Below are 16,292 nucleotides of genomic sequence, written 5' to 3' on the forward strand. Positions count from 1 at the left end.
GCGGCTATTAACCTATGCTCTCTTGTGCAGGATCTGTATCGGTAAAGCCGGTATTTCCTTCTGCGGCGCGAACTTCAGCTTTTACAAGACTTCCGTCCGGCATGCGGATCATTCCGTCTTTTCCAACTTCGTCCGGATGGCGTCCAACCGGCGCGTTAGAAAGCAGCAGCTTCAGGCGGTTCAGTTGGTTTACTTCCGAGCTGCCCGGGTCGTAGTCGATTGCAGAGATATTCGCATCCGGGAAGCGGCGGCGAAGCTCTTTAATCATACCCTTTCCGGTAACGTGGTTAGGCAGACAGGCAAAAGGCTGAACGCAGGCAATACTTGGAGCGCCTTCGTTGATAAGTTCAACCATTTCGGCAGTAAGGAACCATCCTTCACCTGTGATATTTCCAATCTGAACGATATCGTCTACGCCCTTCATCATTGTGTAAATTGAGTTAGGAGCTTCAAAACGACGGCTCTTACGAAGGTATTTCTTCATCTTGCGGCGGTAGAGATCCAGTCCCCATACAAGAAGGCGGGCATTACGCTCAGTTTTCTTAGGGAAGGCCAGCTGCTGATGGCGGAAAATACCTGTTGCAAAAGTGTAGAAGAAGAAGTCCAGAAGGTCCGGCATTACACATTCTGCACCCTCTTTTTCGATTGTATCTACAATCTGATTGTTTGCAGTCGGATGGAATTTTACAAGGATTTCGCCGACAACACCAACGCGTGGCTTTTTAATTGGTTTAAGCGGAAGGTTATCAAAATCCTTAATGATATTGCGCACAAGGCGGTTAAAGCGGGCAAAAGAAACGTGCTTTTCAAACATTGCTTCTGCCTTGGCATTCCATTTTTCATACATCTGATTTGCGCTGCCTGGAACTTCCTCGTAAGGACGAACTCGGTAGAGTACGCGCATAAGAACGTCACCTACAACCAGAGCCTTAATCAGATTATCAACAAGGCCCGGAGTAAGCTTAAAGCCAGGGTTCTTTTCAAAACCCTGAGCACTAAGAGAAAGTACAGGTACCTGTCCCCATCCCGCGTCATTGAGCGCACGTCGGATAAATCCAATGTAGTTTGTCGCGCGGCAACCGCCACCAGTCTGAGTAATAATCAGGGCAACCTTATCAATGTCATATTTTCCGCTTTCAAGGGCAGAAATCATCTGACCTGCAACCAAGAGCGACGGATAACATGCATCGTTATTTACATAGCGCAATCCTGCATCAATTGCTTTAGGGTCAACAGCATCCAGTACCACAAAATTGTAGCCGCCGCTGCGGAAAGCCTTCTGCAAAATGCGGAAGTGGATTGGCGACATCTGAGGGCCGATAATCGTGTGGGTGTACTTCATTTCTTTTGTAAATACAACGCGGTTATAAGCCGAAGTTTTTTCTTCAAGGTGACGTCGGTTTCTTCTGCGGGCCTTTACAGCCGCAATCAAAGAACGGATTCGGATTCGAACCGCACCAAGGTTACTTCCCTCATCAATCTTGATAAGAGTGTACATGCGGTTCTTAGCGCGCAAAATCTCATCAACCTGGTCAGCAGTTACGGCATCAAGACCACAACCAAATGAAGTAAGCTGAACAAGTTCAAGATTTGCCATCTCGCTTACAAACTGAGCGGCACGGTAAAGTCTGTTATGGTAAACCCACTGGTCAATAATTCGGAGCGGGCGTTCAATCTTTCCAAGGTGAGCTACAGAGTCTTCTGTAAGAACTGCAAGTCCAAGACCGTTAATCAGTTCAGGAATACCGTGGTTGATTTCCGGGTCAAGGTGATAAGGACGACCGGAAAGTACAATACCGCTTCCGCCCTTTGTGATGATTTCTTCAAGGGCATCTTCACCGGCCTTACGTACATCAGCGCGGAATTTCTCCTGCTCTGCCCAGGCCTTTTCTACAGCGTCGTAAATAGCTTCACGGGTAAGTTTCGGGAACTTAGGAAGCATTTCTTCGCAAAGACGTTCCTGCAGACGAGGCTTGTCGTAAATTGGAAGGAATGGATCCATGTACAAGATAGAATCGTCCTGACGGAGGGCGTCTACGTTGTTGCGCAAAACTTCAGGATAGCTTGTTACAATAGGACAGTTATAGTGGTTGCCTGCCCCGGAATCTTCCTTAAGTTCATAAGGCGCACATGGATAGAAAATAAACTTAATTCCCTGCTGCAAAAGGCTCTCTACGTGGCCATGGCTGATTTTTCCAGGGTAACATACAGATTCAGAAGGAATAGTTTCAATACCTTTTTCGTAAACCTTGCGGCTTGAACGCTGACTCAAACGAACACGGAAGCCAAGTTCATTAAAGAAGGTAAACCACAAAGGATAGTTTTCATACATATTAAGGACACGAGGAATACCTACATCGCCCATTGGAGCGTCTTCTGCCTTACGTGGCACATAGCTGAAAAGACGCTTATATTTCCATTCAAAAAGGTTTGGAAGCGGACCTGCATCGTCATCAAGCGATTTGTTTTTATCACTTGCGGCAAGAACCTGAACGCCTTCAATTTCAGCACCTTTTTCGCAGCGGTTACCGGTAATAAAGGTACGGGTTGCAGATTCAGTTTTGAATGTATTAATAGTAAGAAGACAGTTGTTCTGACATTTTCCGCAGCGGCGGAGTTCAAGATCTACGTGGAAAGATTCAAGGTCAGACAAAGTTGCGATATTAGAGTGAACTTCGTGAACTGTATCTTCCGGCTCGCCAGGTTGAGGAGCTGTCAAATCGCGCCACTGGTCGTAGGCAATCAAAGCCGAACCGTAGGCACCCATAAGACCTGCAACATCAGGACGGAATACATTTACGCCCGAAATATTTTCAAAGGCACGCAGAACGGCATCATTATTAAAGGTACCACCCTGAACAACAACCTTAGTTCCAATATCACTAGCCTTGCGAAGTTTAATTACTTTGAACAAAGCATTTTTAATTACAGAATAAGAAAGACCAGCCGAAATATCTGCAACAGAAGAACCTTCCTTCTGAGCCTGCTTTACGCGGCTGTTCATAAATACAGTACAGCGACTTCCCAAATCAACAGGCTTTTCTGCCATAAGGGCAATTTTACTGAAGTCCTTTACATCCATACCCATTGTGCGGGCAAAGTTATCAAGGAAGGAACCACAGCCCGAAGAACAGGCTTCGTTCAGCTGAATGGAAGTGATTGCCCCGTCTTTCATACGGAGACACTTCATATCCTGACCACCAATGTCCAGAAGGAATTCTACGCCAGGAACAAAGAAGTCAGCCGCACGGAAGTGAGTAATTGTTTCAACTTCTCCGGCATCAACATTAAAGGCCGACTGGAAAAGAACTTCGCCGTAGCCGGTAGAAACCGCACGACCAATATAAGCATCAGCAGGCAGCTGGGCATACAATTCTTTTAAAACCTTAACGGCAAGTTCAACAGGATTTCCCTGATTGTGGGCATAAAAATCCCAGAGGATTGCGCCTTCCTGATCAATCAAAACAGCCTTAGTAGTTGTAGAACCCGCATCAAGACCAAGGAAAACCGGTCCCTTTACAGATTTCAAATCCCCTCGCTTAGCCTTTTCCTGAGCATGGCGGTTTTTAAATTCTTCAAGTTCTGCTTCGTTCTTAAAAAGAGGTGGCAGACGCTGAACCTCGCTCAATTCAGCGCCAACAAGATTTTTTAAGCTCTCACGGAATTCAGCAATTGTCGGGAAGTGGAAATCTTCAGCTGAATCACCTGTAAACTTGCGCTCTGCACTAAAAGCTGAACCGCTTGCAACAAAAAGCTGCGAATCTTCCGGCACAATAATTTCATCTTCTTTAAGCTTAAGGGTTTCAATAAAGCGGTAGCGCAGCTGATCCATAAAGTGAAGCGGACCGCCCAAAAAAGCAACGTGACCGCGGATAGGCTTACCGCAGGCAAGACCAGAAATAGTCTGGTTTACAACCGCCTGATAAATAGAAGCCGCAATATCTTCCTTGCGGGCACCTTCGTTAATCAAAGGCTGAATATCAGTTTTTGCAAATACACCACAGCGGGCTGCAATCGGATAAATCTGCTTAGCGTTTTTAGAAAGCTCGTTCAAGCCGTTGGCATCAGTTTCCAGCAAAGCCGCCATCTGGTCAATAAAGGCACCAGTACCACCGGCACAAGTACCGTTCATTCGCTGTTCAACGCCGCCTTTAAAATAAGTAATCTTGGCGTCTTCACCACCAAGTTCAATTACAACATCAGTCTGTGGAATGATTTTCTTAACAGCTGTAGTAGCCGCAATAACTTCCTGAATAAAAGGAATGTTAAGCCAGTGGGAAACAGAAAGTCCTCCCGAACCGGTAACCTTTACAGTAAGAGTCTGCTTATCACCAGCAGGAAATTTCTTTTCTATATTATCTAATGCCTGATTTACAACCTTAATAATTGTGCTTCGAATGTCCGCACGATGACGCTGATAGTCGCCATAGATGAGCTTATCATCGTGGTCAAGAATTGCTACTTTTACCGTAGTAGAACCAACGTCAATACCCATTCTCAATGGGATAATTTCTTCATTTGCCATAGTATTCTATTTTAATGGTAAAAAGAAAAGGTTGCAACGGTGATTTTTTGCCTATAAAATAGAAGATAATGAATTTGAGTTATCGTATTCTTGACTGTGACATTTTTGAATCTTACATGGCTCTGGAAGGATGGGAAAACTTTCCCCTTCTCCAGTCCTACACAACTCAGGGGGAATTTCCCTTTCTGCTAAAAGACTGCAAGTATATGATTTTCGATTACAAGCCTTCAAGCGGCTTTTTAAAGGCAGTCTGCATCTATAAAATGATAGGCGACACCCTGATCATCGACTTTTTTGAAGTAAATAAAAATTTCCGCCACCAGGGCTTAGGCACCCGCGCCATGGAAAGACTTATGCTGGAAACAGGCGCCAAAAAGGTGGTTCTTGAAGCAAAAGATACAAACGCTGCGATTTTCTGGAAATCTCTTGGAATGAAGCGCGTCGATGAACAAACCTTCACCTTTGATTAAAGATAAAAGCTTATTGAAAAAGGATGAAGAACGCCTGACGGCTCCGGGGGATTAGGCAGTCAGTCACTTACTCATCAAATTTTAGAATGTGAGCTCTCATCCACTTACCTACAATAGTTACGACAGGGCCAATTGATAATGCCAGAATTATCGAACCAAGAAGAGAGCCCTGCATACCTTTTGGATTAGAAAGGCTTGCAAAAAGGCCAATTGAAATTGCAAGCATATCATAGCAGATTCGAATGATAAAAAAGGGCACTTTAGAAATCCATTTAGAAATAATCATAGGAAGGGCATCATAAGGAGCAACACCAAGTTCGGCATTCATATAAGTTGCGGCTGTAACTACAAAGAAGAAAATTGCAAAGGCAAAAATTATAATGCGCCAGTTCAGATTTTCAGAAAGCATAAGAAAATCATGAAGCCCTGCCCTTTTCCAGATGGCACAGAAAAAATCTGCAATATAACCGATACAAATCCAGTTAAAAAAAGTTCCAAAGCCGATAAGATTTCTTGCAAAAATCAGGCTGAGCACAAACATAAATGCATTGGCAATTACCTGTAAGTTTCCGAGTGTCAGCCCGAATCTGCTGGCAACATTACGGTTCATAAAACTGCAGGGATCAGTTCCGAAATTCACTTCTATTAATAAGGAAAGAAAGATTCCCATTCCCAGAATTGAAAGAACCATAATAGGGAATTTAACTGCAAAATGGGCTGTAAAAAACTGTTTTTTTAAATTATTTAAAATCATAGGATTTCACTCTACCATATTTACTAAAAGATTAAAATCATTTAATATCTGACAAGAGCCCTTTGATGAGTTCAGGTGCTATGCAAATCATCGCTGGAAAACCCCGCCAGAGGAGGAATCCAGCAACGGTATTCAGATGATGGTTGTGCCGTAGATTACCTGAACTCTTCAAAGGGCTTTTTTATTAGGCAGGACAATTTTACAAATATAAGCAAATGCTTTCGCCGGGAACCGTAATTTGCTCCGCTGCTTTGCGCTCGCCGCAAGCTTCGCTTGCTCTGTAGGCCTATTTACGCGTTGTATTCCCCGCATCGCGCAAAAACCTACGCAAATCACGACCCCCGGCTACGCATTTTCCTACAAAATAAAAAAAGCTGCCCCGAAGGACAGCCTTTCATCATAATTGGTACTCGGCAAGCACAGCTTGCCTCTGAGCCTTTCTTTCGATAATCCTAAAACGACCCTATCGGCTCGTTTTTTAACGGATTTTCGATTATCGGCTTATACAAGACCCTGTGCAACCATTGCATTTGCCACCTTAACAAAACCTGCTATATTGGCTCCCGCAACATAATTTACCCAGCTGCCTTCTTTAGCACCGAATTTAACTGCTGTGTCGTAAGCGTTATCGTGGATGTTGATCATGATGTTGTGGAGTTTTTCGTCAACTTCAGCAGCAGACCATGCAAGGCGCTCTGAGTTCTGGCTCATTTCAAGACCAGATGTTGCAACACCACCGGCGTTAGAAGCTTTTCCTGGAGCGTAAAGAATCTTTGCAGCAAGGAACTTGTTTACAGCGTCGATGTTAGAAGGCATGTTAGCACCTTCAGCAACAAGTTTTACGCCGTTATCAAGAAGTTTCTGTGCATCTTCGCCAAGAAGTTCGTTCTGTGTAGCACATGGGAATGCACAGTCACATTTAACTTCCCAAACTTTTTTACCTTCAAAGTATTTTGCAGATGGGAACTGTTTAGCATATTCAGAAATACGACCGCGGCGAACTGTCTTGAGCTCTTTAACCCAGTCAAGTTTTTCCTGTGTGATACCGTCAGCATCGTAGATGTATCCGTTTGAGTCAGAAAGTGTAACAACTTTTGCACCAAGCTGGATAAGTTTTTCTGCAGCATATTCTGCAACGTTTCCTGAACCAGAAACAACACAAACCTTACCCTTGAAGTTGTCTCCAACTTTCTTGAGCATTTCCTGAGCAAAGTAGATAAGACCATAACCAGTAGCTTCTGTACGAATCAAAGAACCACCGAATGTAAGACCTTTACCTGTCAAAACTCCAGTATATTCATCGCGGATTCTCTTGTACTGTCCGAAGAGGTATCCGATTTCGCGTCCACCAACGTTCTTATCACCAGCTGGAACGTCTGTGTCAGCACCAATATGGCGATAGAGTTCTGTCATGAATGACTGGCAGAAGCGCATAACTTCTTTATCTGATTTTCCGTGAGGATCGAAGTCAGAACCACCTTTACCACCACCCATTGGGAGTGTTGTAAGAGAGTTTTTAAGAACCTGTTCAAAACCAAGGAACTTCAAAACTGAAAGGTTAACTTCTTTAGAGAAACGAAGACCTCCTTTGTAAGGACCGATTGCACTGTTGAACTGTACACGGAAACCACGGTTTACATGATAGTTACCTGCATCATCCATCCAAGGTACTCTGAACTGAATTACGCGCTCTGGCTCAACAAGGCGTTCAAGAATTGCGTTTGGCTCAAGTTCTGGCATTTTTTCTACAACTGGATCAAGAGTTGTAAGAACTTCTTCTACAGCCTGCAAAAATTCAGGTTCGTTGGCATTCTTTGCTTTTACTTCTTCCCATACACGGTTTACGTAAGCATTTTTCATTTCGTTTTACTCCTCGGCAAATGTAAAAGGGATGCATTCAGCAACAGCATTCTGCATATTTATACATTTCCGAATAATAAATATACCAAAATCACTTTTTTTTATAAAGTAATTGAGAAAGAAAATTTTAATAAAATTAAATATTTTTAGTAAAAATAAAGTGTTATAAATATTATTTGATTTTATTTTCCATATTATTAAATACTGTGTTATAATAATCTTGTGTTTTTAACGTTTAATTTAAAAATACGAAAAATATTATTTCCTCTCTTTCTTGTTCTGCTCTTCTCTTCCTGCAAACCCCGTATTCCGGGCGCAGATAGAAAAATTGAAGTCGGAGACACTTTTTATTACTGGGAATCTACTGCAGATTCAACTCCCGGCGATGTAATGCAGAACCTCAAGTATTTCAGAAAGCTTGAAGATAAAACTGTTAACAACCTTCAGCATGTACTGGGCAAGGGAGAACATTACGTCTGGGTAAAATTCGACTTTACAATTCCAGATTACTTCCGCGGGCAGCCGCTCATGCTAGTTATCCCTCATATGAAGATGGCAGCCCAGGTATGGATTAACGGCATTTTCGTATCGCAGACAGGAAATTTTCCTCCTCGGCTTCAATCTACTCTTTTTAAGTCACACTTCTTCAGCTTCCCTGTAAATCTTTTGAATAATGAACCGGGTGCAACAAATACGGTTTTAATAAAAATCTACGCCATGGGAAAAAGCGGCATTTCAAGCCACTCCTTCCTGCAGCCGCCACAGTTTGCCTTCCCGGCACAGGAAATAATAAATTTCCATCATACCCGTGTTTATATGTTCCTGGTTGGAACCCTTATTTTTACATTTATTTTGTACATCTGTCTCTTTTTATGCATTCCTGCATTTAAGGAATACAGGGACTTTGCCCTGATGAACCTTTTTACCCTCTTCTTCCTGGTTCCTTTCTTTGCAACGGAAATGCCTATTTATAACAGCGGAAACATTCCTTTCTTAATCTTTACGAAATTTACCTATTGTATACCTGCATATTTTACAATAGCCTTTGCGACTCACTTTGCCTTCAATTTTATGCATACAAGACAACCTTTATGGGTAAAAATTGTAAGAACTTCAATCATTTTAAGTCAGGTTCTTATTACCCTTGCAATTCCAAGTTACGACAAGCTGGTAGATACAGCTCCCCTTCTTTTTGGAATGCTTCTTGCACAGGGAAGTTTTGCCGTTGTCCTTGTAATCATAAACTTTCACAAAAAAGAAAAACGCCGTTATGCAATTCTGTTTAGCATAGGTTTTTCACCTCTTATAATCACAACAGCAATCGATATTGCAAGACGAGTAGCAGACCATACTCAGACCTACACCTTCATAGCCCTTTTCGGATGGCTTTTTTCTATTGTATGTTTCATTATTACACTCAGTGTCCGTTTTGCGCGACTTTACGTAAATAACGAAAAGCTTACAAATCATCTTCAGGAAGAAGTTGATAAACGTACCCAAGACCTAAAAGGTGCAAACTACGAACTTTCTGTATTGAATGAACGCCTTGAAAAGGAAAAATTCAAATCTGATATGGATTTACAGATGGCTTCTCTTGTTCAGCAGAGATTTTTCCCCCAGCCTAACAAGCATTTCAGAGGATGGGAAATTGCAATTTTCTATAATCCACAGGCAATTGTCAGCGGAGACTTGTACGATTACTACAATTACAACGAAACTTTAAATGGACTTTCGCTTTTTGACGTTTCGGGACACGGTATTTCAGCAAGCCTTGTAACAATGCTTTCAAAGAACATTATTTCTCACGCCTTCCAGAAGGGCTACCGCCAGAACGAAAGAATGGATTCCATTCTTAAAAAGATTAACAATATCATCATTTATGAAAAAGGCGACATAGATAACTACATGACAGGTCTCTTGTGCCGCTTTAAAGATTCAGAAAATTCCGACAACTGTAATGTAGAAATTGGAAATGCAGGTCATCCTTACCCTCTTAAGTACTGTGCTAAAGAAAAAGAGGTTATCGAAATCCGTGGAACTGACAATAAAAAGCATTACGGCGCTATCGGTATGCAGGGAATTGCAGTTTCCTTTGCAAAATCTGAATTCGAAATGACAACAGGTGACATTCTTGTCTGCTATACTGACGGAATTACAGAAGCAGCAAATGCAAATCAGGAGCAGTTTGGAACCGGCTATATCAAGCAGATTTTAAAAGATAATCCTGATAAATCCTCTTCTGAATTGCTTTCTCTGATAACAGACAAGCTTACAGAATTTACAAAAGACAAACCTCTTGAAGACGATATTACAGTCATCATCGCAAAACGTACTGATCCTAAAAAATACGTTCCTGATGAAACTCCAGACGAAGAACCTCTTCTTGAACCTAAAGAAGAGCTGGAAGAACTCAGCGGTATAGATTAATTAAAAAGCAAAAAAAGAAGGGCCTGCAGAAAAGTTCAGAACGACACAATGTTCAAGACTTATCAGCAGGCATTAAAAATTTAACCACGTATTTTACTGTTCAGGGCATCCAGTTCTGACTGAACGTCAGCACCATACCAGATGTTATACAAGGCAGTTCCAGTTTCACTCCAGAATTTTCCCATAGACGGAATAGAAGGCATTGGGAAGGCATAATCAAGCTGCTGTAAGAAGCCCCGCATATAAGGGCTGTCTACCTTTGTATTTATGGAAGGCATTGCTCCTGTAAGCTTAAAGCGGAGCTGCTGCATTTCAGGAGTAAGAAGGAAGGCTGCAAAATCTGAAGCCTCCTTTGGATGCTTAGAAGCAGCCGTTACGAACATACCGCGGGTTCCGCTGAAGGAAGCAGCCGGTTTACTTTCACCAGGAAGAGAAGGAATGCAGGCTACACCAAAATTAAGACCTGCACTTTCAAAGGTATTTACGTTCCACAAACCTGTAATGTGCATTGCGGCATTTCCCGATGCAAACATACCGTCGCAGGAAGATGTACTGAGTTCTGCATTTTCAAGGCCAAGACTTTTGCGAAGACTCTGGAAGAATTTAATTCCCTTGACTGCGGCAGGGGTATTCATATTCGGACTGTTTGCATCTGCTCCGCTGTCGCCATACAGTCTGTTTCCATTTGAAGTTGTAAAGAGAATTGAATAATAACCGTTTGTAACATCCATTACAAAACCGTATTTTCCGGGATGTTCTTTATTGAATTTCTGTACCCATAAAACCAGTTCTTCCCAGGATTTTGGAACTTCATTCTCACCGATGTAATTTTTGTTATAGAACAAAGCATAAGTTTCGGCACTTGCCGGATAACCGTACATAGTTCCGTTATAAGTAAGAGCTTTAGAGCAGGCTCCAAGCACCTGTTTTGAAATGTCTTTTGGATTTTCGGTAGGTAAAATAAGCTTTTTTGTTACCAGAGCGCCAAGATTATCATGAGGAGCAGCAATAATATCTGCAGCAACGCCCTTTGGCGCGTCATTTGCAAGAGTATCAACGCTGTTATGAAGCTCAACATTTATAAAATCAATGATTATATGCGGATTTTTTTCTGTATAGGCTTTTCCCGCCTCTTTTATAAAGGAATCTATTCCGTTTTTACTTTCCCATACACGGATATGAATTTCTTTTTCATTTTCAACTACGGCACCAGATTTTTCTTTAAAACATCCGGAAAAAAGCGTAAAAGCAAGTGCAAAAACTGTAAATGTAAATATTCTGTTTTTCATTCTTCGTACCTCTTTCTTATATTTGCTATACCTGGAACTGATCTACCTGACCGCCAATTTCATCAATGGACTCTCCCATCTGGCTGGAAATGCTGGAAAGGGCTTTTCCAGTTTCCCTGATAACCTGAGCTCCAGATTCCATCTTATCCATGTTCTGTTTAAGTTCCATTGTAGAAGACTGAAGATTCTGGATTTCCTTAAGGATTGCAGCGTTTCCTTCCGACATTTCCTTTACGGCAGAAATTACAACCGAAGTAGAATCGTTCATGCTGTTCAAAGAAAGGTTAATTTTCTCTGAATCTTTGTTCTGTTCATCCATGGCAACAGAAATTTCCTGTACAAGGTAATCTGTAGACTGAATTTCCTGACTTACATCCTTAAATGCAAGGCGCGATTCATTTGAAGCAGAAATGATTTCATTAATTGAATCCTGAATATTCTTAAGCTGGTCTCCGATTTCCTTTGACTGAGCTGTAGAAGTTTCGGAAAGCTTACGGATTTCATCAGCAACAACGCTGAAGCCCTTTCCTGCCTCGCCGGCATGAGCAGCCTCAATTGCGGCATTCATGGCAAGAAGGTTTGTCTGACTTGCAATTTCTCGGATAGTTTTGTTGGCATTACCCAGCATCTTTGACTGGTCACCCACAAGTTCAATCTTATTGCTTACATCATCCTGTTTCTGAACACCATTCTGAGCCTTCATTTCAAGATTTTTGAATGAATCCGCCATTTTTTCTACGGAATTATTAACTCTGTTGATATTTTCAATCATTGCAGAAACGGCGCCGCTGGCAACCCGTACACTCTGGCTTTGATTTTCAACCATTCGTTCAAGGGATTCGATATTAGATGCAATTTCGTGAACTGCAGTTGCAGTCTGATCTACGCTGGCAAACTGCTGAGAAGTTCCGTCTCTTGTTGATTTAATGTTATCAATAATAGTTTCAATAGAAGAAAGTGTATTATCCGTATCCTGTTTAAGAAGATTTCCTACCTCAAAAAGGGAATCCTTAGATTCCTTCATAACCTTCATGATAGTCTGAAGCTTTTCCGTAAAGGTATTAAATCCATCAACAACCTCTGCAATTTCATATTCTGAGCGAAGTTTAATGCGCTGGGTAAGGTCAGCCTTTCCCGAAGCAATTTCATTAATACTTTTACTGACATTTCTTAAAGGACGAAGGCTTCTTGAAAGCAGAAGACCGCTCAAAGAACCGAGTACAATGAAAACAAGGGTAATAATTATCATCCAGAAGAAAATCTTATTCAAAACCGCAAGAGCTTCCCGTCTGTTCTGAATGATTCCAAGATGCCAGCTACCGTTATTAATTGTAACGAATGAAAGGAAATATTCCTTTCCGTCCATAAAGAAGGTATCAAGTCCAGATTCATTCTGAATCATTTTAATCTGAAGCTCACGGAACTGACCGAACTTTCCTTCCGGCGCATAGTAACCGTCGTGAATATTATTTTCAAGGGCGGTTCTTCCTTTATAATCTACACCGGCCATTTTCTCACCGGCATCATTAATGATAAAGATAAAACCTTCGTAATCAAGTTTAATGGAAGAAGTTATTTTATTTGTAAAAGAAGCATCGGCAACTCCTGAAAGAACTCCCGCAATTCCACCATCATCATCACGCAAAGGAGAACTTATAACAACAACCATCTTTTTGTAACGTTCATCATAAACAAGATCAGATATGTTTGCCGTTCCTCCAAGAGCTGTTCCATAATAAGAGCGGCCGCCTACCCAAATATCTTCTCCCTGTGTTGAATGAGCCATACCGTTAGGGTTTCCAACTTCAAAAGATTCAAAGCCAACACGTTTTGCCTCAGCCTGCAATACAGGACGCTGAACTTCCCAGTCCATACTGCGGATATCCGCACGCTGAGCTACGGCCTCCACCTCTCTGATATAGGCATCAATTGAAAGCTCAATAAGACTTCCTGCATCATCACGGATTTTTGCCATTGTACTGACAACCTGATTTGTCTGCACTTTGTATACAAGCACAATGGAAAAAGATGCAAGAAGAAGACAGATAAGAACAACAAGAAGGGCTATTCTGGTTACAATCTTAAAGGATAAGCTGTTTGTTTTCATAAAAAAAACTCCTATGAAAAAATTATAAGGCACTTTTATTTAGAAAAAAACATATTTTTTTAAAAATTTATTTGACAGAGGACTTACTTGGGTATATTCTGAGTGTAGTTAATGCGTGTACGTTCACGCACTTTTAAGGCAATTATGGCGTTTTTTCACGCTGAAAGCGGGGTTTAATTTGACTGTAACTGAAATAGCAGAAATTGCAGGAGTCTCAACGGGTACTGTTGACCGGGTAATTCATAACCGAGGACGCGTTTCAGAAGAGACAAGAGACAAAATCAATAAGATTATCTCTGAAAACGGCTACAGTCCAGACCCGATTGCAAGATTTTTAAAGAAAAAAAGCGAAATTAAGATTGGAGTTCTTATTCCGGCTATATCAGAAGAAAGCGGCTACTGGAAGGCAATCTACGACGGCATTTTAGACGCGTGCGTGAACGATTACGCAGCCTTTGGCTTTCAGATTGAACTGTTCGGGTTTAAACGTCCTGACGTATCTTCTTTAAAGGCTCAGTTTAAGAAGATGATTAAAGCCGGCTGCTCGGCATACATAATTGCTCCAATCATGCAGGAAGAAATTATGTTCCTTTTGAGCGAAACAAAACTTTCTGCTCCATATACCTTCATTGACTCCCCCCTTCCGGGAGCTCTTCCGATTACAACGGTTGCACAAAATCCTTTTAAGGCGGGCTTTCTGGCAGGAAAGCTAACTCACCTCTGCTCAGCCCAGAACGGAACCTTTGCGGTTATCAAGCCTTTCAGCGAAAGTTATAACCTTAATGAACGCGCTCGTGGCTTTGCATCATATTTCTTACAGACTTCAGATTGTAAGGCGGTTCAGAAAATTGCCCGGGGAAGCACAGAAGAAGAAATCATCGATGCAGTAGATAAAATCATCTATGAATATGAAAACATACGCGGAATCTGCGTAGTAAACTCGGAAGTTCACTTTGTAGGACAAAAAATTGAACAGATGGGTTTGAAAGATAAAATCTCTATTGTAGGTTTTGACCTGGTAGACAGCAATGTTGCAGCAATAAAGGAAGGAAAAATTGATGCCTTGATATCACAGGATCCTTACCGCCAGGGCGGGCTTGCAATGAAAGAGATTTATAAGAGTCTGGTGCTGGAAAAAGACGTTGAAAAGGAAGTGAACATTCCGCTCAACGTATTCTTTAAGGAAAATATTGATTTTTAAAAAGTTTTAGGAGGACTTATAAATGACAAAAGAAGAGATTGCGAAGGAGATTTCATCCGGCTCTGCCGTTGTGGGAATTGAATTCGGTTCAACACGTATCAAGGCAGTAATGATTGACTCTGCCAACGAACCGGTTGCGGGCGGTGCCTTTGACTGGGAAAACTCACTGGTAGACGGTGTGTGGACTTATTCACTTGAAGAAATTGCAAACGGACTTCAGACAAGTTTTGCAAACCTTAAGAAGGACGTTGCTGAAAAATACGGCGTAAAGCTTACAAAAGTCAAGGCTCTTGGTATCAGTGCCATGATGCACGGTTACCTTGCTTTTGACAAAAACGATACTCTTCTTGTCCCATTCAGAACATGGCGCAATACTATCACAGGAGAAGCTTCATCAAAATTAACTGATGAATTCAACTACCCTGTTCCTGAGCGCTGGAGCATTTCTCATCTTTATCAGGCAATCTTAAACGGCGAAAAACACGTAGGCAATGTTGCATTCTTTACAACTCTTGCAGGCTACGTTCACTATAAACTTTCGGGCAAAAAAGTTCTTGGAATTGGTGATGCATCTGGTATGTTCCCAATCGACGAAAAAACAAAGAACTACGACAAAAAAATGCTGGGCCAGTTTGACGCATTAATCGCAGACAAAAAACTGGGCTGGAAAATTGAAGAACTTCTGCCGGAAATTCTTCTTGCTGGAAAGCCGGCCGGAACTCTTACTGCAGAAGGCGCTAAGTTCCTTGACCCAACAGGAGAACTTGAAGCGGGAACTCTGCTTGCTCCACCGGAAGGCGATGCAGGAACAGGTATGGTTGCCACAAACAGCGTAACAAAACGCACTGGTAACGTAAGTGCCGGAACTTCGGTATTTGCAATGGTAATTCTGGAGAAGGCCCTTTCTAAGGCTTACAAAGACTTAATTGATATCGTAACAACACCAGACGGATCTATGGCAGCTATGGCTCACGCTAACAACTGTACCGGCGAGTACGACAAGTGGATTAAACTCTTTGGAGAAGCAATTGCCGCAACAGGCGGAAATGTTTCTAAACCTGTTTTGTACGATACACTGCTTGGTCTTGCCCTTAAAGGCGACCCTGACTGTGGCGGAATTATTCCTTATAACTACATCTCAGGTGAATCTATGACAGGATTCAAAGAGGGCCGCACTCTTGTAGTTCGCCAGCAGAACAACAACTTTACTCTGGCAAACTTTATGCGCGCTCAGCTTTTCACAGCCCTTGGAGCCCTGCGCACCGGTATGAACATTTTGTTCGACAAGGAAAATGTTGCAATCGATCGTCTTACAGGCCACGGCGGATACTTCAAGACTGCAGGAGTTGGAATCAAAATCATGGCAGCCGCTATGCACACACCAGTTTCTACAATGGAAACTGCCGGTGAAGGCGGACCATGGGGCATGGCACTTCTGGCAGCATATGCCGCAGACACAAAAGGCATGAGTCTTGGCGACTATCTTGATAAAGTAGTATTCAAGACAGCCAAAATCACAACCGTTGCCCCAGACAAGGCAGATGTTGACGGCTTCAACAAGTTCTTCGAGAACTACACAAAAGCTTTACCTGTAATGAAAGCTGCTGTGGAGAACGTTGATTAAAGATAAGGCTGCCATTTTTTAGACTCTAAAACTTG

Annotated in this window: 9 protein-coding genes and 1 other RNA gene; 5 read left to right on the forward strand and 5 right to left on the reverse strand. The window is 42.1% G+C overall.

Features of this window, described 5'->3' with window-relative positions; genetic code table 11:
* Positions 1-7: 7 nt before the first annotated feature.
* Positions 8-4,525 carry a 2-hydroxyacyl-CoA dehydratase gene (locus tag MSI_RS01395; protein WP_009102905.1) on the reverse strand — a complete coding sequence of 1,506 codons (4,518 nt, stop codon included), beginning with the start codon at positions 4,523-4,525 and terminating at the stop codon, positions 8-10.
* Positions 4,526-4,593: 68 nt separating this feature from the next.
* On the opposite strand from MSI_RS01395, the gene MSI_RS01400 reads away from it, so the two are divergent.
* Positions 4,594-4,995: an N-acetyltransferase gene (locus tag MSI_RS01400; RefSeq protein ID WP_009102906.1), complete on the forward strand. Its 402-nt coding sequence runs from the start codon at positions 4,594-4,596 to the stop codon at positions 4,993-4,995.
* Between the two features lie 67 nt (positions 4,996-5,062).
* Here the strand turns inward: MSI_RS01400 and MSI_RS01405 are convergent, their stop codons facing one another.
* Complete coding sequence (locus MSI_RS01405; RefSeq protein ID WP_009102907.1) at positions 5,063-5,749, reverse strand: YitT family protein; 687 nt, start codon at positions 5,747-5,749, stop codon at positions 5,063-5,065.
* A gap of 69 nt (positions 5,750-5,818) precedes the next feature.
* On the opposite strand from MSI_RS01405, the gene ffs reads away from it, so the two are divergent.
* Positions 5,819-5,917: signal recognition particle sRNA small type (gene ffs / locus MSI_RS14235), an RNA gene on the forward strand.
* Between the two features lie 333 nt (positions 5,918-6,250).
* Here the strand turns inward: ffs and gdhA are convergent.
* Positions 6,251-7,609 (reverse strand): NADP-specific glutamate dehydrogenase, encoded by a 1,359-nt coding sequence (gene gdhA / locus MSI_RS01410; RefSeq protein ID WP_009102908.1) that lies wholly within the window; start codon positions 7,607-7,609, stop codon positions 6,251-6,253.
* Between the two features lie 222 nt (positions 7,610-7,831).
* On the opposite strand from gdhA, the gene MSI_RS01415 reads away from it, so the two are divergent.
* A complete protein-coding gene (locus MSI_RS01415) occupies positions 7,832-10,036 on the forward strand; it encodes a SpoIIE family protein phosphatase (protein WP_009102910.1) in 2,205 nt (734 codons plus the stop codon).
* Between the two features lie 80 nt (positions 10,037-10,116).
* Here the strand turns inward: MSI_RS01415 and MSI_RS01420 are convergent, their stop codons facing one another.
* Both MSI_RS01420 and MSI_RS01425 read right to left on the reverse strand, forming a co-directional pair.
* Positions 10,117-11,325 (reverse strand): maltose ABC transporter substrate-binding protein, encoded by a 1,209-nt coding sequence (locus MSI_RS01420; protein ID WP_009102912.1) that lies wholly within the window; start codon positions 11,323-11,325, stop codon positions 10,117-10,119.
* A 25-nt stretch (positions 11,326-11,350) separates the two neighbouring features.
* The gene (locus MSI_RS01425) at positions 11,351-13,432 is read right to left on the reverse strand and encodes a methyl-accepting chemotaxis protein (RefSeq protein WP_009102914.1); all 2,082 of its coding nucleotides are present in this window, start codon (positions 13,430-13,432) and stop codon (positions 11,351-11,353) included.
* Positions 13,433-13,610: 178 nt separating this feature from the next.
* Here MSI_RS01425 and MSI_RS01430 point away from each other — a divergent pair, with 178 nt between their 5' ends.
* Positions 13,611-14,633 carry a LacI family DNA-binding transcriptional regulator gene (locus MSI_RS01430; RefSeq protein ID WP_009102917.1) on the forward strand — a complete coding sequence of 341 codons (1,023 nt, stop codon included), beginning with the start codon at positions 13,611-13,613 and terminating at the stop codon, positions 14,631-14,633.
* Positions 14,634-14,655: 22 nt separating this feature from the next.
* Positions 14,656-16,257, forward strand: coding sequence for a xylulokinase (locus tag MSI_RS01435; RefSeq protein ID WP_009102919.1), 1,602 nt, complete (start codon positions 14,656-14,658; stop codon positions 16,255-16,257).
* Positions 16,258-16,292 lie beyond the last annotated feature (35 nt).

Source organism: Treponema sp. JC4 (assembly GCF_000260795.1).
Lineage (GTDB): Bacteria > Spirochaetota > Spirochaetia > Treponematales > Treponemataceae > Treponema_D.

Bases quoted from the DNA above. Each gene is read 5' to 3' on its own strand.
- MSI_RS01395 (WP_009102905.1), bottom strand. From the start codon at position 4,525: ATGGCAAATGAAGAAATTATCCCATTGAGAATGGGTATTGACGTTGGT.
- MSI_RS01400 (WP_009102906.1), top strand. From the start codon at position 4,594: ATGAATTTGAGTTATCGTATTCTTGACTGTGACATTTTTGAATCTTAC.
- MSI_RS01405 (WP_009102907.1), bottom strand. From the start codon at position 5,749: ATGATTTTAAATAATTTAAAAAAACAGTTTTTTACAGCCCATTTTGCA.
- gdhA (WP_009102908.1), bottom strand. From the start codon at position 7,609: ATGAAAAATGCTTACGTAAACCGTGTATGGGAAGAAGTAAAAGCAAAG.
- MSI_RS01420 (WP_009102912.1), bottom strand. From the start codon at position 11,325: ATGAAAAACAGAATATTTACATTTACAGTTTTTGCACTTGCTTTTACG.
- MSI_RS01425 (WP_009102914.1), bottom strand. From the start codon at position 13,432: ATGAAAACAAACAGCTTATCCTTTAAGATTGTAACCAGAATAGCCCTT.
- MSI_RS01435 (WP_009102919.1), top strand. From the start codon at position 14,656: ATGACAAAAGAAGAGATTGCGAAGGAGATTTCATCCGGCTCTGCCGTT.